Raw genomic sequence first — 20,669 nt, 5'->3', positions numbered from 1 at the left:
AGCGCCATGCGCACCAGGAATAACCACACCACGGGCGTCTGGGCAGCTCTTGCGCTGCACCCTCGCGTGCAGATTCGATTACCAATCCTCGGGCAACGAGACAGTGCATCACCCTCGGTCTGCCGGGCTTCGAACACGCCTTGCAAGCGACTCTGCTAGACTGCTGCGCTTTGTCCTGGCACCTTTTGGCTGTCTTTGCCTGCCGCTTAACGCTTGGAGCTGCTTTCCATGACCGACTTCAAACGCATCGACCCGCAACAGGCCCAATCCCTGCGCGAACAAGGTGCGGTAGTGGTGGACATCCGCGATCCCCAGAGCTTCGCCAACGCTCGTATCAGTGGCTCGTATCACCTGGACAACCACTCGCTGGCCGATTTCATCACAGCCGCCGACCTCGACCAGCCGCTGATCGTCGCCTGCTACCACGGCAACTCCAGCCAGAGTGCCGCCGCCTATCTCGCCAGCCAGGGTTTCGATGCGGTCTATAGCCTCGATGGCGGTTTCGAACTCTGGCACAGCCTGTACCCGCAACATATCGAGACCAGCCAGGACTGACTGCGCGAACGGTCGCCCCAGGGCCGCCGTCGACACAAGTCGATTGAAAAGAAAGCCTCCATGTTCGGATAAATCCGAACTATCCTTGAGTTCAGGCCATCCAAATGGCTGAAGACCGGCACAGCGTCCGCCGTGTCCACCGTTTTCGACCATTAGGTGTTCGGGGGAACTCCAGGGCCGAGCTCCATACGGGAAGCCGTCTGCGACGGGGGCTTGTCGTGCGGGGCCTGACCGGCCGGCTCCAGAATGCCTGATGACAACACCGCACTGAGCATCGAGGTGAAGTCATGAGCATTTTCAGCCACTTCCAGCAACGATTCGAAGCGACCCGCCAGGAGGAGTACTCGCTGCAGGAGTATCTCGACCTGTGCAAGCAGGACCCGACCACCTACGCCAGCGCCCCGGAGCGCCTGCTGATGGCCATCGGCGAGCCGGAACTGCTGGAAACCGCCAGCGATCCACGGCTGTCGCGGATCTTTTCCAACAAGGTGATCCGCCGCTACCCGGCCTTCGCCGACTTCCACGGCATGGAAGAAGCGATCGAGCAGATCGTGTCCTACTTCCGCCACGCCGCCCAGGGCCTGGAAGAGAAGAAGCAGATTCTCTATCTGCTCGGCCCGGTGGGTGGCGGCAAGTCCTCCCTGGCCGAGAAGCTCAAGCAACTGATGGAAAAGGTGCCCTTCTATGCCATCAAGGGCTCGCCGGTATTCGAGTCGCCGCTGGGGCTGTTCAATCCGGCGGAAGACGCGCAGATCCTCGAGGAAGACTACGGCATCCCGCGCCGCTATCTGAGCTCGATCATGTCGCCCTGGGCGACCAAGCGCCTGCAGGAGTTCGGTGGCGACATCAGCCAGTTCCGCGTGGTCAAGCTCTACCCGTCGATCCTCAACCAGATCGCCGTGGCCAAGACCGAACCGGGCGACGAGAACAATCAGGACATCTCGGCCCTGGTCGGCAAGGTGGACATCCGCAAGCTGGAGGACTTCCCGCAGAACGACCCCGACGCCTACAGCTACTCCGGCGCACTGTGCCGCGCCAACCAGGGGCTGATGGAGTTCGTCGAGATGTTCAAGGCGCCGATCAAGGTGCTGCACCCCTTGCTGACCGCCACCCAGGAAGGCAACTACAACAGTACCGAGGGCTTGGGGGCGATCCCGTACAGCGGCATCCTGCTGGCCCACTCCAACGAGTCCGAGTGGCACAGCTTCCGCAACAACAAGAACAACGAAGCCTTCATCGACCGTATCTATATCGTCAAGGTGCCCTACTGCCTGCGCGTTTCCGATGAAGTGAAGATCTACGAGAAGCTGCTCGTCAGCAGCTCCCTGGCCCACGCCCATTGCGCCCCCGACACATTGAAGATGCTGGCTCAGTTCTCGGTGCTGAGCCGCCTGAAGGAACCGGAGAACTCCAACATCTACTCGAAGATGCGTGTCTACGACGGGGAAAACCTCAAGGATACCGACCCCAAGGCGAAGTCGATCCAGGAATACCGCGATGCCGCCGGCGTGGACGAGGGCATGAACGGCCTGTCGACCCGCTTCGCCTTCAAGATCCTCTCCAAGGTGTTCAACTTCGACGCCCACGAAGTCGCCGCCAACCCGGTGCACCTGCTGTATGTGCTGGAACAGCAGATCGAACAGGAACAGTTCCCCGCCGAAGTGCGTGAGCGCTACCTGCGCTTCCTCAAGGAATACCTGGCGCCGCGCTATATCGACTTCATCGGCAAGGAAATCCAGACCGCCTACCTGGAATCCTACAGCGAGTACGGGCAGAACATCTTCGACCGCTACGTGCTGTACGCCGACTTCTGGATCCAGGACCAGGAATACCGCGACCCGGAAACCGGCGAGATACTCAACCGCGTCACCCTCAACGAGGAGCTTGAAAAAATAGAGAAGCCGGCCGGCATCAGTAACCCGAAGGATTTCCGCAACGAGATCGTCAACTTCGTGCTGCGCGCCCGCGCCAACAACAATGGCAAGAACCCGAGCTGGCTGTCCTATGAGAAGCTGCGGGTGGTGATCGAGAAGAAGATGTTCTCCAACACCGAGGACCTGCTGCCGGTCATCAGCTTCAATGCCAAGGCCAGCAAGGAAGACCAGAAGAAGCACAGCGACTTCGTGGTACGCATGGTCGAGCGCGGCTACACGGAGAAACAGGTGCGCCTGCTTTCCGAGTGGTACCTGCGGGTACGTAAATCGCAGTAAGCCAAAAGCCGCTCAAGGCTAAAGGCTGGACGCTGGACGAAAAAGCGACACCCCGTCCAGCCTCCAGCCTCCAGCCTCAGCCCGGAGGGCTCGTATGAGCTACGTGATCGATCGACGCCTGAATGGCAAGAACAAGAGCACGGTGAATCGCCAGCGCTTCCTGCGGCGTTACCGCGAGCACATCAAGAAAGCGGTGGAGGAAGCCGTCAGCCGGCGTTCCATCACAGATATGGAACATGGCGAACAGATCAGCATCTCCGGCCGTGATATCGACGAGCCGGTGCTGCACCATGGGCGTGGCGGGCGGCAGACCATCGTGCACCCTGGCAACCGGGAATTCACCGCCGGCGAGCATATCGCCAGGCCACCGAGCGGCGGTGGCGCCGGCGCGGGCCAGGGCAAGGCCAGCGATAGCGGCGAAGGCATGGATGACTTCGTGTTCCAGATCACCCAGGAAGAGTTCCTCGACTTCATGTTCGAGGACCTGGAGCTGCCGAACCTGCTCAAGCGCCACCTGACCGGCGCCGACACCTTCAAGACCGTGCGCGCGGGCATCAGTAGCGAGGGCAATCCGTCACGCATCAATATCGTGCGCACCCTGCGCTCGTCCCATGCCCGGCGTATCGCCCTGAGCGGCAGTAGCCGCGCCCGCCTGCGCGAGGCCAAGGCGGAACTCGAGCGGCTGAAACGCGACGAACCGGACAACCTCGGCGACATCCAGGCGATACAGCAGGAAATCGCACAGTTGCGCGTACGCATCGAGCGCATTCCCTTTCTCGACCCCTTCGACCTCAAGTACAACCTGCTGAGCCGCCAGCCCAACCCAAGCTCCAAGGCGGTGATGTTCTGCCTGATGGACGTATCCGGCTCGATGACCCAGGCGACCAAGGACATCGCCAAGCGCTTCTTCATCCTCCTCTACCTGTTCCTCAAACGGAACTACGAGCGCATCGACGTGGTGTTCATCCGCCATCACACCAACGCCAAGGAAGTGGACGAGGAGGAATTCTTCTACTCCCGCGAAACCGGCGGCACCATCGTTTCCAGCGCCCTGAAACTGATGCAGGAAGTCATGGACGAGCGTTACCCGGCCAACGAATGGAACATCTACGCCGCCCAGGCCTCGGATGGCGACAACTGGAACGACGACTCGCCGATCTGCCGCGACCTCCTGCTCGAGCGGATCATGCCGCTGGTGCAGTACTTCACCTATGTGGAAATCACCCCGCGCGAACACCAGGCGCTCTGGTACGCCTATGAACAGGTAGCGGAAGGCTTCCCCGACAGCTTCGCGCAACAGCAACTGATCAGCGCCGCCGACATCTATCCGGTGTTCCGGGAACTCTTCCAGCGCAGGATGACGACATGAGCAGCCCGACCCAATCGACTCGGCGCCAGCCGATCTCCAGCGGCTCGGAGTGGACCTTCGAGCTGATCCGCGAATACGACCGGGAAATAAGCCGTATCGCCACCCGCTACGGCCTCGACACCTACCCGAACCAGATCGAGGTGATCACCGCCGAGCAGATGATGGATGCCTACGCCTCGGTCGGCATGCCCCTGGGCTACCACCACTGGTCCTACGGCAAGCACTTCCTCAGCACCGAGCGCTCCTACTCGCGCGGGCAGATGGGCCTGGCCTACGAGATCGTGATCAATTCCGATCCCTGCATCGCCTACCTGATGGAGGAAAACACCATCACCATGCAGGCGCTGGTGATCGCCCATGCCTGCTATGGGCACAACAGTTTCTTCAAGGGTAACTACCTGTTCCGCACCTGGACCGATGCCCGCTCGATCATCGACTACCTGGTTTTCGCCCGCCAGTACATCAACCAGTGCGAGGAACGCCATGGCATCGACGCGGTGGAGCAGTTGCTCGACTCCTGCCATGCCCTGATGAATTATGGCGTCGACCGCTACAAGCGCCCCTACCCGATCTCCGCCGAGGAAGAGCGCCAGCGCCAGCAGGAACGGGAGGAACACCTGCAACGCCAGGTCAACGACCTCTGGCGCACCATCCCCAAGGGCGCCAGCAGGGACGCCGAGCGCGACGACAAGCGTTTCCCCGCCGAACCACAGGAAAACATCCTCTATTTCCTGGAAAAACACGCCCCGCTGCTGGAGCCCTGGCAGCGCGAGATCATCCGTATCGTGCGCAAGATCGCCCAGTACTTCTATCCGCAGCGCCAGACCCAGGTGATGAACGAAGGCTGGGCCACCTTCTGGCACTACACCCTGCTCAACGACCTGTACGACGAAGGCCTGGTGACCGACGGCTTCATGCTGGAATTCCTGCAATCGCACACCAGCGTGGTCCTGCAGCCCGCCTTCGACAGCCCCTGGTACAGCGGCATCAATCCCTATGCCCTGGGCTTCGCCATGTTCCAGGACATCCGCCGCATCTGCGAAAACCCCACCGAGGAAGACCGCCGCTGGTTCCCCGACTTCGCCGGCGGCGACTGGCTGACGACGGTCAAGTTCGCCATGCGCGACTTCAAGGATGAGAGTTTCATCCTGCAATTCCTCTCGCCCAAGGTGATCCGCGACCTCAAGCTGTTCAGCATCCTCGACGACGATCAGAAGGACGACCTGCTGGTGCCGGCCATCCATGACGAGAACGGCTACCACAGCATCCGCGAGCTGCTGGCCGCGCAGTACAACCTGGGCAACCGCGAACCCAACGTCCAGGTGTGGAACGTCGACCGCCGCGGCGACCGCTCGCTGACCCTGCGTCACTACCAGCACGAACGCAAGCCGCTGGGCGACTCCACCCTCCAGGTGCTCAAGCACCTGCACCGGCTCTGGGGCTTCGATGTGCATCTGGAGTCCTGGTACAACGACCAGCGCACCAATACCCAGCATATGCCGCCAAGACCGCAACCACAGGAGGACGGCGCATAGCGCCGCCCGTCGCGACAAGGCGCCATTGTCCCTGGGCATGGTCTCGAAGGATCGTCAGGGCAATCGCATGACAGGGCGATCGCGCTATGCACTCAAAGAACCGACAAAAGCGCTGGAAGCTGGACAGCGGGGCGTAGAAGCCTTGGTTTCGGTAGAGCACGAACGGCCTCTCGTCCAGCCTCCAGTCTCCAGTCTCCAGCGCTTTTATCGAAGGCTATCTGCCCGCGCGCGAAGCGTCAGCGCAGCAGGAGTCGCCCCTCGATCGGCACATAACGGTCCGCCGCGCGGATCAGCGACTGTGCCGTCAGCCCCGGGACGCCGTAGGCGGTGGCATGCACACCATCGCGCCGTACCCGCTCCAGCAGCAGGTCGAAGTCGCCGTCGCCCGAGGCCAGCACCACCGCCTCCACACGGGGGGTGGCGTCCAGCACGTCGATGGTGATGCCCACGTCCCAGTCGCCCTTGGCCGAACCGTCGCTGCGCTGGATATAGGGCTTGAGCCGCACGACGAACCCCAGGTTGCGCAGGATCTGCTGGAACTGCTGCTGGCGGGCATCGCCACGGTCGATGGCATAAGCGTAGGCCTCGACGATCGTCCCCTGGCGGCTGACATCCGCCCACAGGGCCGTGTAGTCGAAGTGGCAGGCATGGGCCTGGCGCACCGTGTAGTAGAGGTTCTGGACATCGGCGAACAGGGCGATCTTTCTCACGCGGGACCTCGGGCGGCATGGCCGGTCAATCGGTATGGGCAAAGCGGCATCAGCCCTCGCCCCCATCTTGCAACGGCAACGTCAGGCAGAAGCACACGCGCTCGGCATCATCGTTCCTCTCCTGTTGCACATTCCCACCCAGCAGCCTGGCGATACGCCGCACCAGGTAGAGCCCCAGCCCGGCACCCGGGCTCAGTTGGGCCGCCTGGCCACGGAAGTACTTCTGGAACAGCCTGTCGCGCTCTTCCTCGGAGATGGCGCCGCCGCCATTGATAACACGGAAGCGGACGCAATCCCCATCCGCATCCACCTCGAGCCAGACCGGTTCATGCTCCGGCGCATGACGATCGGCATTGGCCAGCAGGTTGCGCAGGGCGATGCGTAACAGCCCACTGTCGCAATAGAGGTCGCTGCCGGCCAGGCGATAGTCCAGTTGGATGCGGCCGGCGGCGAACTCGTCCTGCAAACCGCCGAGCAGGCTCGGCAAATCGCAACTGGCCAGGCGCGGCTCTGCCTGGGTGGCCGTCATGCGCTCATCGCTCAAGTAATCATCCACCAGCGCCATCAGGCGCTGGGAGGCCTTGCGGATATGCTGGCAACGCTCCAGGTTGCGTTGCTCCATGCGGCCCAGCGTCCCGCCCAGGCGCTGGGCGGTGGTACTGATGATGGCCAGCGGCGTACGGAACTCATGGGAAACCATCGCCACGAAGTCCCGTTGTTCCTCTCGTACCTTGCGTTCCAGCGACAAGGCATTGCGCAACTCCTGTTCCAGGCGTTCACGCCGGCCGATTTCCTCGCGCAACTCGGAAGTACGCTGCATCACCTGCTGCTCCAGCCGCTGGCTGTGCTGCTGGGCCAGCTCGGCGAGCAGCATGCCCTGGGCCCGCTCATGTTCACGCCGCTGGCGATGGTAGCGCGCGACGATACGCAGGCTGACCAGGGCCATGTACCACATCGCACCGACGCTCGAGGCATGTTCGGTCCAGGTATTGACCGGTAGATAGCCGAGGTTGCGCATGAAGCCCATGATGATGCCGATATAGAACACCCCGAATGCCAGCAGGAAAAACCGTGCCGACTCGTGCCCGCGTACGCACAGCACGATCGCGAGCAGGACCAGGCAGGGAATCGCCAGCAGGGCGATCGTCTGTGTCGGGACCATGGCCCAGCCGTAGTGCCCCAGTATGATCCAGCCCCCCATCACCGCGGCAAACAGGCTGCACACGCGAAATACCCGGCGTACCGCCAACGGATACAGTGTCTCCAGCTCCAGTTGACGCATCGCCAGCAGCAAACCGACCGGTAGCCCGATGATGATGCCGACGCCCAGCAAGCGGTCACTCAGCCAGACCGGCAACCCCGTGGCCTGCTGGATCAGCCCGAGCGTCAGAGTCTCGCTGAACACACCGGTGATGACATAGATCAGGAACAACCCGCTGTCGCGGGCGGAGGTGAGCCGCCAGAACACCGCAAAGGAACAGATCAGCAGCAGGTAGAAACCGAAATAGATACCGAAGAGCAGCGCCTCGCGCCGCGAATGATCGTTGAACGCCTGCTGCTCCCAGATATCCAGCCGCACCGCCAGGGCATTCTTGCTCTGCAACCGCACCATCAGCCGTTGCTCGTCGAGCCCCAGCGGCGGCAGATGGAATGCCGGACTGCGGTTATCCACCGGCCAGAGGGCACGGGGCAGGTTCTCGCCACTGTGGCCGATCAGACGCCAGCGGTCGCCATCGTGCAGATAGACCTGTACATCGTCGAGCAATGCATTACTCAATGACAGAACCCAGTTGCGCCGAGCATCCGGCGGCACCTGCAGGTCCAGGCGCAACCAGATCGCCGCCAGGCTGAAGCCTGCGCTCAAGCCATGCGGCAGCGGCTGCCAGCCGGATGCGTCATCCACGTCCATCACGCTCATCCGCCCGCCGGCATCATCGAAGCGCTCCAGATACCCGGAGGTTCCGGAAGAGTGCATGCCGCTTTCCAGGCGCAGGACATCCGCCAGCGCCTCGAGCGGCAGGCACAGACAGCACCACAGCGACAGCAAACGCAACAGGATCGAAGGCACGGGAACACCGCAAAAAATGAAGACGACTGTCATCGGGCCAGTGAACCAGGGCGTGGGCAGGGCCAACCGCCCCGCCTCCCACGTGCCTGGGCTGGGGGCATAGTGTAAATGAGCCTTTGCCCGGTATTACATGCAATATCATGCCGTAAGCAACCGTCCCTCCCGACATGCGAGAATCCCGCCACCACTTAGGGTCTGTTGACGTTTCGGCGCGACCGCGCCGGAGCCTGTTTTCACACGAGGCAAGGCGCGAGATGCGAAGTTTGGTGGGCCAAATGAGCCATCGAGTAACACAGCCTGGTGTGAAAACAGGCCCGGCCCTCCGGGTTGTGCGAGAAATGCCCCCCGCTGTCGTTGCAGGGCTTGGCAAGGGAGTGACCATTGCCTGCGTCCTGCCCAATCTCCAGGGATGGAGTGAATGCCGCAAGCCCGTCGGGAACGGGCGCGGCCTGACCGGGAGGAATTTCTCGCGACAACGCGGCTTGCGACGAAACGTCAACAGACCCTAGCAACCTGGATAGCGAGCCCGCCATGACCCAAGCCTTTTCCGAGCGTATCGTGCAAAGCCTGCTGGACACCGACTTCTACAAGCTGACCATGATGCAGGCCGTCCTGCACCACTATCCCAACGCTGAAGTGGAATGGGCCTTCCGCAGCCGCTCCGGCGAAAACCTGGCACCTTACCTGGAAGCCGTGCGCGAACAACTGGAAGCCTTGAGCGAACTACGCATGCAACCGGAAGAACTGGCGTTCCTGGAAAGCATTCCCTACATGCAGCCGGACTTCATCCGCTTCCTCGGCCTGTTCCGTTTCGACCTGCGCTACGTGCATACCGGCATCGAGCAGGGCGAACTGGTGATCCGCCTGCGCGGCCCCTGGCTGCACGTGATCCTGTTCGAAATCCCGCTGCTGGCGATCATCAGCGAAGTGCGCAATCGCGCCCTGCATCCTCAGGTCAGCCTGGAACAGGCACAGGCCCGGCTGGAGGACAAATACCAATGGCTCAGGCAACGGATGAGCCCCCAGGAACTGGCCGGCTTCACCCTGGCTGACTTCGGCACGCGCCGGCGCTTTTCCTTCGCGGTACAGGCCATGGTGGTGGACAGCCTGCGGCAGGATTTCCCCGGCCACTTCGTCGGCACCAGCAATGTGCACCTGGCGCGAACCCTGGGGGTGAAACCCATGGGCACCATGGCCCACGAATGGATCATGGCCCACCAGCAACTCGGCCCGCGGCTGATCGACAGCCAGGTCGCCGCCCTGGATTGCTGGGCACGGGAATACCGTGGCGCACTGGGCACGGCGTTGACCGACTGCATCACCATGGATGCCTTCCTGGGAGACTTCGATCTGTATTTCGCCAAGCTGTTCGACGGCCTGCGACATGACTCCGGCGACCCACTGGCGTGGGCGGAAAAGGCCATCGCCCACTACCGCCGGCTGGGCATCGATCCGATGACACGCAACCTGGTGTTCTCCGACGGGCTGGACTTCCCCGTGGCGCTATCGCTGTACCGGGCGCTGGCGGGACGCAGCCGGGTCAGCTTCGGCATCGGCACCAACCTGACCTGCGACATCCCGGGCGTCACCCCGACCAACATGGTGATCAAGATGACCCGCTGCAATGGCCAGCCGGTGGCGAAGGTTTCCGACTCGCCAGGCAAGACCATGTGCGAGGACGAAGCCTTCGTCGCCTACCTGCGGCATGTCTTCAAGGTCGCGGATGCGACAGGCTGAACAGGCGTTCCCCTTCGCGTTCATCCTGCCAGCAGAGTTGGTTGCGACCGCCACTCTTGGCCATGTACATGCGCCGGTCGGCCAGTTCCAGCAACGCATGGTAGTCGCCGCAACCATCGAAGCAGCGCTCGGCCAGGCCGATACTGGCGGTCAGCGGCTGGCCATCGGGGCGATGGCCCAGCCCCTTGCTCAGCAGTCGCTGCAAGGCCTGGCGCGCCTGCTGCAGGTCGGTATCCGGCATGATCAGCAGGAACTCCTCGCCGCCCCAGCGCAACAGGCTGTCGCTGCCGCGCAGGTTATCGAGCATATGCTGCGTCGACTCGCACAGGGCCCGGTCGCCCGCCTCGTGGCCGAAGCGGTCGTTGATCGTCTTGAAATGATCGAGGTCGATGAATGCCAGCGACAGGCAGGTGTTTCTGCGCCGTGCGGTGCTCCATTGCAGACCGAGGATTTCCTCGCCGCTGCCACGCGACAGAATCCCGGTCAGCGGGTCACGCACGGCCTGGCGCACCAGGGCGATCATGAACGCCAGTTGGCTGATGCTGGCCAGGGCGGTGACGCCCGCGATCAGCGCCAGCAGCCAGAAACCACCGGCGAAGGACGGCCAGTTGAGGGTCGCCCAGTTCAGATAGCCGGCCAGCCCCTGGGCCAGCAGCAGCACACTGGCCAGGATCAGGCTTTCCTTGACGGTAAGGGGGAAGATCGCCAGCCCCGCCATCAGCACGAAAGGCAGGAAGGCATATCCGGTCGCCACCATCGCGGAAAGGCCGGTCAGGTGCTGCCCCTCGCCCAGCAAGGTGTGCGAAGCGATGTAGAACAGCGTAGGAATGGCGAACAGCAGGGTAATCGAACGGTAGGCATCGAGCATGTTGCCCCTCGGTCGATAGAACAGCAGCAGGCAGATGAAGGCCAGGCAGGCCAGCAGCCGGCAGGTGGCCAGTCCCATCCACAGCGGATAGCTGAATACCGCCAGGTCGATCAGGCCCCAGAGCGGTGTCAGTACGGCGAAGAGAAAAGCGAACATCCTTACGCGGTTGACGATCAGTGTCGCCCGCCGTCGCTTCAGGATCAGTGAGTGCCCGCGAGGGGAAAGCAGTTGTATAAGCTCGGTACGCTCCAGTTCACTGGGAAGCAGGGAAGCCAGACGGTGGGTGAACGAATCGCACGATTCAGTCATGGAGTTACCAGCCAGAAAGTCCGCCGTGCCCCAGAACAGGGCAAGAGTGCCCGGATAATATCACCAGGGCATTACAGAAGAATGCCCCGTACCTGAAACTTGCATGCGTAACGAGTGCTGCCTGCCAGTCTATTGACGCAGCTCAATCAACGAGCATTCAGTTGGCCCTGCAGATTGGCGAGCTGGCTTTGCAGCGTATTGATATTGCGCGTGACCTGGGCACGGAAGGCGTCGAATTCGGCAATATCGACCCCCTGCGCGGATGCCGGGCGATTCTCCAGTTCACTGCGCAACACCAACAGGTCCTGCTCCAGCCGGCTTATGGCCTGGGCCGGATTGCCACGCGCCTTGAGTGCGCCCACTTCCTTGCCCAGGCTTTCCAGGGCCGTGGCATTGTCCTTCTGCGCGGCCAGGCTCCGCGCCTGTTCATCGAGCGTCCGGGAAGCCTGCGCCAGCGTCTCCTGCAATGCTTTCTGCTCGCCCTGCAGAGAACGCAGGCTCGCATCGAGAGCCTGCTGACGTTCGCCACCGGCACTCAGGCCGCGTTCCTGCTCTTGCAGGCGCTGGTCATGATTGCCCTGCCGCCCCTGCAGGCTTTTCTGCTCGGTGGCCAGGGCCTGCTGCTGCTGCGCGATCTCCAGCACCTGGCTTTCCAGTTGCTTGATGCGCAGCTTGAGCGCTTCGCTTTCGCTATTGACGCTGGACTCGGTCGCCACCACCTTGCCGGAGATATCCTGCAAACGTCCGGCCGCATCCTCGCTGATACGGGCAAAACTCTCCTGGGTCGCGACCAGCCGCATATTCAGCAGGCCGATCTGCTGGAAACTCCACCAGCCCAGCACGCCGAAGGAAATCAGCAGTGCGGCGATGACACTCCACAAGATCCCCGTCCCCGCCGCCGACCGCCGCGGTGGCTCATGCCGCGCCGACTCGACATCACGCTCGCCTGCCATACCCAGGCTCGGCACATCATCCAGTTCATCGCGGGCATCATTGCGCATGGAGCACCTTACCAAGCAGTTGTAGGCCAGAATGGCGTCGCAGTATAACTGCTGTGGCCCTTGTGTCGGGATGCGGCAAACGCACGTGCGTATGGATTCGATCTGTCATATCGTGCATCCCCCACGATAACGCCAGACATGCACGCTTCCGGAATAGCCCCGATGATCGATGTAATATTGCTCGAAGACGAACCCGTGCTACGCCAGGAACTGGGCGAATTCCTCGATGAAGAAGGCTACAGGGCCACCAGGACCGCCAGCCTTGCCGAATTCGAACAACAATTCCAGGCGCACCGCCATCACCTGGCCGTCATCGACATAGGACTGCCCGACGGCAGCGGCCTGCAACTCATCCAGCGCCTGCGCCAGAGCGGACATCCACTCGGCATCGTCATCTTCAGCGCCAGGGGCACCACCGCGGACCGGATCAACGGCCTCGATATCGGTGCCGATCACTACCTGAGCAAGGGCTGCGACCTCGAAGAACTGGCAGCGACCCTGGCCGCCCTGGCCCGCCGCCTGGAACTGCGCAGCCAGCACGCGCAATGGTCGCTGGAAGTCGGCCCACGGCGCTTGCGGGTACCTGCCGGCGCCTCGGTGCCGCTGTCGCAGCAGGACATGCTGGTACTGCACTGCCTGATGGAAAATGCCGGCAACAACGTCAGCCGCGACTGTATCGTCCAGGCACTCGGCGCCGACTACTTGAACTATGACCAACGCCGCCTGGATACCCAGATGCGCCGCCTGCGGCGCAAGGTGGAAGAAGCCAGTGGGCAGTCGTTGCCGGTAAAGACCCTGCGCAACAGCGGCTACTGTTTCCACGCCCGCGCCCGCATAGTCCTCTGAGAACCTGTTCACAATCTCGCGAGCCTGCCCACCGAACAAACGACAGCCGAATCGAGAGGATGGAACGAACCCATTGCGAGCGTGAAATGTCCAACCGAACGGCCGCGGGCTCAGCGGACAGAAAGACCGTCGTGCCCATGTAGAAGCGGCCTTGGCCGCGAATGTGGCCGCGCCGGCCATAAGGCCTCGCGGGCAAGCCAGCCGCTACGACCGTCCATCCGACAACCCTCTTTTCGAAGACGTTGAACGGCGTGGGCGTAAAGCCTTCAAACCACCCCATGCGAGATCAAGGACCTGCCAATGTCTCCCCTGCGTACCCTGTCGTGTTCCCTCGTCCTGTTATCCCTGCTCGCCGGCTGCCAGAGCCTCGGCGGGCCATCGTCGCCGGCTGCCGAGCACATCGCCTGGGAGCGGACGCCACAGGGCTGCTCGGGGCAGGATTGCCCGCTGGTCAACGTCGACACACTGGCATTCGCCGACCAGCCTGCGCTCAACCAGTTGATAGACCTGCGCCTGCGGCAGATGACGGTATTCACGCCCGATGACCAGGTGCCGGCATCGCTGGCGGACTATCGCGACGACTTCCTGGCCAAGGCCGAACCCGGCTGGAGCAGCTACCTGCAGGCCAAGGTACGGCAAAGCCACGACGACCTGGTGGTCATCGAGCTTTCCAGCTACCTGTTCACCGGTGGCGCCCACGGCATGCCGGGGCGCGCCTTCATCAATTACGACCTGCGCCAGCAACGCCAACTGGAGCTGGCGGACATGCTGCTGCCAGGCCAGGCCAGGGCCTTCTGGGACAAGGCCGCCGATGCCCACTGGAAATGGCTGGCCGCCAATGGCTTCGCCCGCGACGATGACTTCCTGGCGTCCTGGCCCTTCCAACGCACCGATCATGTCGCCCTGCTCAAGGAAGGCGTCCTGCTCAAGTACGATGTCTATGCCATCGCCCCCTACTCCAGCGGGCACCCGGAGCTGCTGATCCCCTATGGGCAGTTGGAAGGCATAATCAAGCAGCGGTAGCCCCCAGGCTGCAAGCCCCAAGCTTGAGGCTTGCAGCTTGAAGCTGCCGTTCCCTACACCTGCCGGTAGATCACCGAGCCCTCGCCGCGGAAGCGATCCGCCTGCTCGGCGAAGCCGGCCTCGATGGCCTTCTGCTCGTCGGTCAGGCCATTTTCCGCGGCGTATTCGCGCACTTCCTGGGTGATCTTCATCGAGCAGAACTTCGGCCCGCACATCGAACAGAAGTGGGCGACCTTGGCCGAGTCCTTGGGTAGCGTCTCGTCATGGAAACTGCGCGCGGTATCCGGGTCGAGGCCGAGGTTGAACTGGTCTTCCCAGCGGAATTCGAAGCGCGCCTTGCTCAGGGCGTTGTCGCGGATCTGCGCGCCGGGATGGCCCTTGGCCAGGTCGGCGGCATGGGCGGCGATCTTGTAGGTGATGATGCCGGTCTTGACGTCATCCTTGTTCGGCAGGCCCAGATGCTCCTTGGGCGTGACGTAGCAGAGCATGGCGCAACCGAACCAGCCGATCATCGCCGCGCCGATGCCACTGGTGATGTGGTCGTAGCCAGGGGCGATATCGGTGGTCAGCGGGCCGAGGGTGTAGAACGGCGCCTCGTCGCAGCATTCCAACTGCTTGTCCATGTTCTCCTTGATCAGTTGCATCGGCACATGGCCGGGGCCTTCGATCATGCACTGCACGTCGTGCTTCCAGGCCACCCTGGTCAGCTCGCCGAGGGTTTCCAGCTCGCCGAACTGCGCGGCGTCGTTGGCGTCGGCGATCGAACCCGGGCGCAGGCCGTCGCCCAGGGAGAAGGACACGTCATAGGCCTTCATGATCTCGCAGATGTCTTCGAAATGGCTGTAGAGGAAGTTTTCCCTGTGGTGCGCCAGGCACCACTTGGCCATGATCGAACCGCCACGAGAGACGATGCCGGTCACGCGCTTGGCGGTCAGCGGCACATAGCGCAGCAGCACGCCGGCATGGATGGTGAAGTAGTCCACACCCTGCTCGGCCTGTTCGACCAGGGTGTCGCGGAACAGCTCCCAGGTCAGGTCCTCGGCGACGCCACCGACCTTCTCCAGCGCCTGATAGATCGGCACGGTACCGATCGGCACCGGAGAGTTGCGGATGATCCACTCGCGGGTCTCGTGGATATGCTTGCCCGTCGAGAGATCCATGACGGTGTCCGAGCCCCAGCGGATGCCCCAGGTCAGCTTGGCGACTTCTTCCTCGATGCTCGACCCCAGCGCCGAGTTGCCGATATTGCCGTTGATCTTCACCAGGAAGTTGCGACCGATGATCATCGGCTCCAGCTCGGTGTGGTTGATATTGGCCGGGATGATCGCCCGGCCACGGGCCACTTCCTGGCGCACGAACTCGGGGGTGATTTCCCTGGGAATGGAGGCGCCGAAACTCTGCCCGCCATGCTGCTCCTTCAGCAGCCCGGCCTCGCGCGCCTCTGTGAGCTTCATGTTCTCGCGGATGGCGACAAACTCCATCTCCGGAGTGACGATGCCTTTCTTCGCATAGTGCATCTGCGAGACGTTCTGCCCGGCCTTCGCACGGCGCGGGTTGCGCACATGGGTGAAGCGCATGGCCGCCAGTTCGGCGTCGGCCAGGCGCCGCTGGCCGAACTCGGATGTCAGCCCGCCCAGGCGCTCGGTATCGCCACGCTCGTCGATCCACGCCGAACGGATGTCGGCCAACCCCTCGCGCACGTCGATACTCACATTCGGATCGGTGTAAGGACCGGAGGTGTCATACACAGTGACCGGGGCATTGATCTCGCCACCGAAGGCCGTCGGCGTGACATCCAGGCTGATCTCGCGCATGGGCACGCGGATATCCGGGCGCGAACCCTGCACATAGACCTTCTGCGAACGCGGGAAAGGCTGGACGGACTGCTGATCGACCTTGGCCGACTCGCTCAGGATGGGGTTCGGGCTGTTTTGTCGTTTGCTGCTCATCGGCTCGGCTCCTGCGGGAAGTGTCGGAGCGAACCTGGGGCGGACGAACAGCGTGAGGCGCACCATGGCTGGTGCAGAAGGCCCGCCGCGACAATGCGGCGAGTGCATCTTGTTCCCTACGCAGGCCTTAACCTGATCAGGTTCAACGGGATCCGGAACTATCCGATCTCAGCCCACGGCTCTGGGCACCCCGACAAGAACAGGAAGGAGTCTACTCAAGCTGGAGGAGGAAAGCCAAGCCGCTGGTCCAGCTTTGCCGAGGAATTACTTGCGACACCTCGAATAAAAAACAACAATAATCGTTCCTATTAATATCAAGCCATCACATGCCCCCTGCCGATATCGACCAGCTCTATCGCGAACACCACGCCTGGTTGCACACTTGGCTGCGCCGTCGCCTCGACTGCACTGCCGATGCCAGCGACCTGAGCCATGATGTCTTCATGCGCCTGCTGAAAAAGCAGCACGACCTGGAAATCCGCGGGTCCCAGGCATTTCTGCTGACTATTGCCAAGGGCATCCTGGCGAACTTCCACCGCCATCGGCATATCGAGCGAGCCTACCAGGAAGCCCTGGCACAGCTACCCGAACAGCAGGCACCGTCGCCGGAACTGCATGCCCTGCTGTTCGAGTCATTGTTGGCCGTCGACCGTACGTTGGGAGAATTGCCCTTCATCGTGCGCAAGGCCTTCCTCTTGTCGCAACTCGACGGCATGAAGCAGGCGGACATTGCCATGGAGCTGGGCATTTCCGTCGCCACGGTCAAACGACATATCATCCGCGCCCTGCAACGTTGCTGCTTGGCCGATGACTGACGCCCCCATCAGCAAGGCCGTGGTACGCCAGGCTGCCGAGTGGCTGCTGGACCTTCAGGAGAAGCCGGACGACCCCGGTTTGCAGCAGAAGTGCAGGAACTGGCGGGCGGCGAACCCGGAACATGAGCGGGCCTGGCAACGTATTCAGGGCTTCACCCGGAGCCTGCAGGGTTTCTCCTCGCCACTGGCCCATGCCACCCTGGCCAGCCGCTCGCTGCCAAGTCGACGCCAGGTGATGAAGACCCTCGTGGTACTGGCAACCACCGGGAGCATTGCCTGGACCTACCGCGACAGCCTGCTCTGGCAACGCTGGCAAGCCGACCTGCATACCGGCACGGGCGAGCGACACGATATGACGCTGGCCGATGGCAGCCTGCTGGAGCTGGATGCCAATACGTCCGTGGCGATCCGCTACGACGACCACCAGCGCCTGCTTCACCTGATCGCTGGCCAGTTGCAGCTCACCAGCGCACCTGACCCACTGCGGCGGCCTCTGCGGGTCAGCACCCACAACGGCATTCTGCAGGCACTGGGCACCCGGTTCTCCGTCAATCAGTTCACCTCGGCTCCTGAAACCGAGGTCACCGTATTCGAAGGTGCCGTATCCATCACGACGGCGCAGTCCGCCAGCCCCGCCGGGACTGTCGCAGCGGGCAGCGAGGCCCGTTTCGACCATCAGGGCATTCGGCACCTGGGACGTGCCGGCGAACAGGCCGGCGCCTGGACCAGGGGCATGCTGGTCGCCCACGACATGCCGCTGGGAGAACTGCTGAAACGCCTGGAACGCTATCGCCCCGGGCACCTGGACTGCGCTCCACAGATCGCGCATCTACCGGTTTCCGGGACCTACGCCCTGCTGCGCAGCGACCAGGTCCTGGCCATGCTGCAAGACACGCTACCTGTGCGGGTCCAATCGTTCAGTCGTTATTGGGTACGCCTGCAACCGAAATAATAATTCATCGTTTCTGTGAGCTATTTTCGACTCCGGCGGGGCAATGAAGGTGAAAGTCCTTTCTTGGCTCAACCGGGGGATACCAATGAGTCGCCAACCCGCATCACAACGAAAACACCTGCTCGCCCAGACACTGCGCACCCTGCTGCTCGGCGCGCCCTTGGGCGTGACCGCCCTGGCGGCCATGCCCGTCCACGCCAGCCAGCAACGCTACGATATCCCTGCCAGCTCGCTGGAATCGGTACTGGCGCGCTTCGGCATCGAGAGCGGCACACTGCTCTCCTACTCTCGCCAACAGTTGCAGGACCTGCCCAGCGTCGGCTTGCGAGGCCAGTACACGCCCGAAGCGGCGCTGCAGCAATTGTTGTCCGGCAGCGACCTTGAATATGCGAAAACCGCGAACGGCTTCATCATCCGCCAGCGCCAGAAAACCTCCGATGGCAACGTCATCGACCTGGGCACGCAGTTCATCTTGGGCGACGGGCACACCATCAGCCCGGACAACGTCGGGCGCTCGACCCTGACCCGCAAGGAAATCGAACGCCAGCAGGCCGATAACATCCCCTCGCTGCTGCAGACCCTGCCGGGCGTCAGCATGGGCGGTTCGATCCGTCCGGGCGGCCAGACCATCAACATCTGGGGCCTGGGGGATGCGGAAGACATCTCCATCAGCCTCAATGGCGCCTCCAAGAGTGGTTTCGAGCGTTACCAGCAAGGCACCGTCTTCATCGAGCCGGAGCTGATCAAACGCATCGAAGTGGAAAAAGGCCCGCACTCGGTGTTCACCGGCAACGGCGGCTTCGGCGGCAGCGTGCACATGGAGACCAAGGACGCCCCGGACCTGCTCAAGGAGGGCCAGAACGTCGGCGCCATGCTCAAGTACGGCTACCAGAGCAACGACCAGCAGCAGAAATACAGTGGCGCCGTCTATGGCCGGACGGAGGATGGTTTCGCCGACGCCCTGGTGTTCCTGACCAAGCGCGATGGCAACAATGTGAAACTGGCCGACCATATCCAGTTCGCCGGGGAAAGCTACCGCTACCCGACCCGCTACCCCTACAGCGACCAGAATCTGGAAGCCGGCCTGATCAAGGCCAACCTCCACGTCAATGACGAGCACCACCTGGGGCTGTCCTTCAGCCGCTCGCACAACGAAGCCTTCCTGCCCTTCAGCGCCGTGACCTTCTTCCTGCCGAGCTGGTACACCATCAACAGGAACGACGGAGACCTGGAAAAAGCCATGCGCATCAACATGGCGGACCGCGAGGTCACCGACACCACCTGGTCGCTGAAGTACGACTACGAGCCCCGGGAAAACCCCTGGCTGGACCTCGAGTTCACCTACTCCTACTCGAAGACCGAACAGACGGACGAGCGACGCGAAGGCGCAAACTACTCAATGACCTCGGGTGGCAAGTGGATCAACACCGAGTACGACGACACCGTCATGGAACTGCGCAACGTCAGCCGCTTCGATACCGGCGCGCTGGCGCACGAACTGACCACTGGCGTGGCCTGGCAACACCATGTGCGCGATGTATTGATGTACCTGCCCGGTTCGACCTACGCCACACCGCAGTACAACTATGGCTGGTTCCAGCCCTACTTCATGCCGCGGGGCAACACCCGCACGCAAAGCGCCTACGTGAAGGACGCCATTACCCTCGGCAACCTGACCATCACCCCCTCGCTGCGTTTCGACAGCGTGCGCAACGAAGGCAAGGCCAACCTGGCACCGATCTACCAGAACGCCGAACGCGGCCATGACTACGGCGCCAAGAGCTACTCGGGCTGGTCGCCACGCCTGTCGCTGTTCTGGCGCGTCAACGACAACCTGGGACTGTTCGCCGACTACAGCAAGACATGGCGCGCCCCGGTCATCGACGAGCAGTACGAATTGCAAAACAGCAGCACCATCGGTGGGACCAGCCGCCAACTGGACCCGGAACGTATCCGCGCCCTGCGCGCAGGCAGTGTCGTCACCCTGAACGACCTGCTGCAATCCGGCGATAACCTGCAGGTACGTACCACCCTGTTCCACAACCGTATCAGCGATGAAATCTTCAAGTTCCGCTCCATTGCCTGCGAGCGCCAGGCCATCGAAGGCGGCAGCATCTCGGCCAAATGCGCGGAACTCCTGCCATTGCCCAACTACCGCAACATTGGCGACCTGACCATCAAAGGCGTGGAGATCGAAAGCTACTACGACAGCCAGCGCATATTCGCCAGCCTGTCCTATGCCTGGATGACCGGCAAACACCAGGGCGCCTATTCCAACCCCTGGGGACCGGATGTCTGGGCGCGTGACATTCCCCCACCGAAATGGGTCGCGACACTGGGGGTGAAAGTCTACGAAATCGACGCGATTTTCGGCTGGCAGGGCGAGTTCGTGCGCAAGACGGACCGTGTGCCGAGCGACCTCTATGACGTCACTGGCGAGAGTTCGTGGAACCACTTCGCCAACGACAGCTATGACAGCCACCGCCTCTTCGCCGAATGGACGCCCAGGCAGCAAGGGCTGGCCGGTACTCACATCAACCTGACCGTGGACAACCTGTTCAACCGCTTCTATCGACAGGCACTGGCAGGCGACTCCGCCTATGTGCAGGGGCGCAACGCCAAGCTCAGCGTAACCCGGTACTTCTAGCAAGCGTGCCTTTCAACGTCCGCGCAAGACGACGTTGAAAGGCAACCGGCCATAGACCCGAAGCAGAATATCCGC

The 20,669-nt window shown here is 62.5% G+C and carries 15 protein-coding genes and 1 riboswitch; of the genes, 10 read left to right on the top strand and 5 right to left on the bottom strand.

Annotation, left to right across the window (positions count from 1 at the left end; all coding sequences use genetic code 11):
- Window positions 1-228: 228 nt before the first annotated feature.
- The 4 genes from glpE (at window position 229) to DNJ95_RS12855 (ending at window position 5,669) form a co-directional block, all read left to right on the top strand.
- Entirely contained in the window at window positions 229-555 is a 327-nt protein-coding gene (gene glpE, locus DNJ95_RS12870) for a thiosulfate sulfurtransferase GlpE (protein ID WP_131185136.1), read from the top strand.
- Between the two features lie 287 nt (window positions 556-842).
- Window positions 843-2,765: a PrkA family serine protein kinase gene (locus tag DNJ95_RS12865; protein WP_131185135.1), complete on the top strand. Its 1,923-nt coding sequence runs from the start codon at window positions 843-845 to the stop codon at window positions 2,763-2,765.
- Window positions 2,766-2,859: 94 nt separating this feature from the next.
- On the top strand, window positions 2,860-4,134 hold the full coding sequence (locus tag DNJ95_RS12860; RefSeq protein WP_131185134.1) for a YeaH/YhbH family protein: 1,275 nt from the start codon (window positions 2,860-2,862) through the stop codon (window positions 4,132-4,134).
- Window positions 4,131-5,669 (top strand): SpoVR family protein, encoded by a 1,539-nt coding sequence (locus DNJ95_RS12855; RefSeq protein WP_131185133.1) that lies wholly within the window; start codon window positions 4,131-4,133, stop codon window positions 5,667-5,669. The genes DNJ95_RS12860 and DNJ95_RS12855 overlap by 4 nt, the downstream gene beginning before the upstream one ends.
- Window positions 5,670-5,905: 236 nt before the next feature.
- On the opposite strand, the gene DNJ95_RS12850 is transcribed toward DNJ95_RS12855, so the two are convergent.
- Both DNJ95_RS12850 and DNJ95_RS12845 read right to left on the bottom strand, forming a co-directional pair.
- The gene (locus DNJ95_RS12850; protein ID WP_131185132.1) at window positions 5,906-6,379 is read right to left on the bottom strand and encodes a LabA-like NYN domain-containing protein; all 474 of its coding nucleotides are present in this window, start codon (window positions 6,377-6,379) and stop codon (window positions 5,906-5,908) included.
- 49 nt (window positions 6,380-6,428) lie between these two features.
- Window positions 6,429-8,447 (bottom strand): sensor histidine kinase, encoded by a 2,019-nt coding sequence (locus tag DNJ95_RS12845; RefSeq protein WP_207388772.1) that lies wholly within the window; start codon window positions 8,445-8,447, stop codon window positions 6,429-6,431.
- Between the two features lie 531 nt (window positions 8,448-8,978).
- Here DNJ95_RS12845 and pncB point away from each other — a divergent pair.
- Window positions 8,979-10,184: a nicotinate phosphoribosyltransferase gene (pncB, locus tag DNJ95_RS12840; RefSeq protein WP_131185130.1), complete on the top strand. Its 1,206-nt coding sequence runs from the start codon at window positions 8,979-8,981 to the stop codon at window positions 10,182-10,184.
- Here the strand turns inward: pncB and DNJ95_RS12835 are convergent.
- Both DNJ95_RS12835 and DNJ95_RS12830 read right to left on the bottom strand, forming a co-directional pair.
- Window positions 10,159-11,361, bottom strand: a complete 1,203-nt coding sequence (locus tag DNJ95_RS12835) for a GGDEF domain-containing protein (protein ID WP_131185129.1) — start codon at window positions 11,359-11,361, stop codon at window positions 10,159-10,161. The genes pncB and DNJ95_RS12835 overlap by 26 nt on opposite strands.
- A 146-nt stretch (window positions 11,362-11,507) precedes the next feature.
- A complete protein-coding gene (locus DNJ95_RS12830) occupies window positions 11,508-12,362 on the bottom strand; it encodes a coiled-coil domain-containing protein (protein WP_131185128.1) in 855 nt (284 codons plus the stop codon).
- A 162-nt stretch (window positions 12,363-12,524) separates the two neighbouring features.
- Between DNJ95_RS12830 and DNJ95_RS12825 the strand changes: the two genes are divergently transcribed.
- Both DNJ95_RS12825 and DNJ95_RS12820 read left to right on the top strand, forming a co-directional pair.
- Window positions 12,525-13,208 carry a response regulator transcription factor gene (locus tag DNJ95_RS12825; protein ID WP_131185127.1) on the top strand — a complete coding sequence of 228 codons (684 nt, stop codon included), beginning with the start codon at window positions 12,525-12,527 and terminating at the stop codon, window positions 13,206-13,208.
- A 300-nt stretch (window positions 13,209-13,508) separates the two neighbouring features.
- Window positions 13,509-14,231, top strand: a complete 723-nt coding sequence (locus tag DNJ95_RS12820) for an RsiV family protein (protein WP_131185126.1) — start codon at window positions 13,509-13,511, stop codon at window positions 14,229-14,231.
- A 53-nt stretch (window positions 14,232-14,284) separates the two neighbouring features.
- Here DNJ95_RS12820 and thiC read toward each other — a convergent pair whose 3' ends face one another.
- Entirely contained in the window at window positions 14,285-16,180 is a 1,896-nt protein-coding gene (gene thiC, locus DNJ95_RS12815) for a phosphomethylpyrimidine synthase ThiC (RefSeq protein WP_131185125.1), read from the bottom strand.
- A 96-nt stretch (window positions 16,181-16,276) separates the two neighbouring features.
- Window positions 16,277-16,383, bottom strand: a riboswitch (TPP riboswitch).
- A 123-nt stretch (window positions 16,384-16,506) separates the two neighbouring features.
- Here thiC and DNJ95_RS12810 point away from each other — a divergent pair.
- The 3 genes from DNJ95_RS12810 (at window position 16,507) to DNJ95_RS12800 (ending at window position 20,594) form a co-directional block, all read left to right on the top strand.
- Window positions 16,507-16,995, top strand: coding sequence for a sigma-70 family RNA polymerase sigma factor (locus DNJ95_RS12810; protein ID WP_131185124.1), 489 nt, complete (start codon window positions 16,507-16,509; stop codon window positions 16,993-16,995).
- On the top strand, window positions 16,988-17,947 hold the full coding sequence (locus DNJ95_RS12805) for a FecR domain-containing protein (protein ID WP_131185123.1): 960 nt from the start codon (window positions 16,988-16,990) through the stop codon (window positions 17,945-17,947). Before DNJ95_RS12810 ends, DNJ95_RS12805 begins: the two co-directional genes overlap by 8 nt.
- An 85-nt stretch (window positions 17,948-18,032) precedes the next feature.
- The gene (locus DNJ95_RS12800; RefSeq protein WP_276330885.1) at window positions 18,033-20,594 is read left to right on the top strand and encodes a TonB-dependent receptor; all 2,562 of its coding nucleotides are present in this window, start codon (window positions 18,033-18,035) and stop codon (window positions 20,592-20,594) included.
- The last annotated feature ends 75 nt before the right edge of the window (window positions 20,595-20,669 follow it).

Source organism: Stutzerimonas kirkiae (assembly GCF_004327335.1).
In the GTDB taxonomy this organism is placed as follows: domain Bacteria; phylum Pseudomonadota; class Gammaproteobacteria; order Pseudomonadales; family Pseudomonadaceae; genus Stutzerimonas; species Stutzerimonas kirkiae.
The sequence above is the reverse complement of the archived record's forward strand: the minus strand, read 5'-3'. Positions and strand labels throughout refer to the sequence as shown.

Coding starts and splice junctions, on each gene's coding strand:
- glpE (WP_131185136.1), top strand. CDS start 229: ATGACCGACTTCAAACGCATCGACCCGCAACAGGCCCAATCCCTGCGC.
- DNJ95_RS12865 (WP_131185135.1), top strand. CDS start 843: ATGAGCATTTTCAGCCACTTCCAGCAACGATTCGAAGCGACCCGCCAG.
- DNJ95_RS12860 (WP_131185134.1), top strand. CDS start 2,860: ATGAGCTACGTGATCGATCGACGCCTGAATGGCAAGAACAAGAGCACG.
- DNJ95_RS12855 (WP_131185133.1), top strand. CDS start 4,131: ATGAGCAGCCCGACCCAATCGACTCGGCGCCAGCCGATCTCCAGCGGC.
- pncB (WP_131185130.1), top strand. CDS start 8,979: ATGACCCAAGCCTTTTCCGAGCGTATCGTGCAAAGCCTGCTGGACACC.
- DNJ95_RS12835 (WP_131185129.1), bottom strand. CDS start 11,361: ATGACTGAATCGTGCGATTCGTTCACCCACCGTCTGGCTTCCCTGCTT.
- DNJ95_RS12830 (WP_131185128.1), bottom strand. CDS start 12,362: ATGCGCAATGATGCCCGCGATGAACTGGATGATGTGCCGAGCCTGGGT.
- DNJ95_RS12825 (WP_131185127.1), top strand. CDS start 12,525: ATGATCGATGTAATATTGCTCGAAGACGAACCCGTGCTACGCCAGGAA.
- DNJ95_RS12820 (WP_131185126.1), top strand. CDS start 13,509: ATGTCTCCCCTGCGTACCCTGTCGTGTTCCCTCGTCCTGTTATCCCTG.
- thiC (WP_131185125.1), bottom strand. CDS start 16,180: ATGAGCAGCAAACGACAAAACAGCCCGAACCCCATCCTGAGCGAGTCG.
- DNJ95_RS12810 (WP_131185124.1), top strand. CDS start 16,507: ATGCCCCCTGCCGATATCGACCAGCTCTATCGCGAACACCACGCCTGG.
- DNJ95_RS12805 (WP_131185123.1), top strand. CDS start 16,988: ATGACTGACGCCCCCATCAGCAAGGCCGTGGTACGCCAGGCTGCCGAG.
- DNJ95_RS12800 (WP_276330885.1), top strand. CDS start 18,033: ATGAGTCGCCAACCCGCATCACAACGAAAACACCTGCTCGCCCAGACA.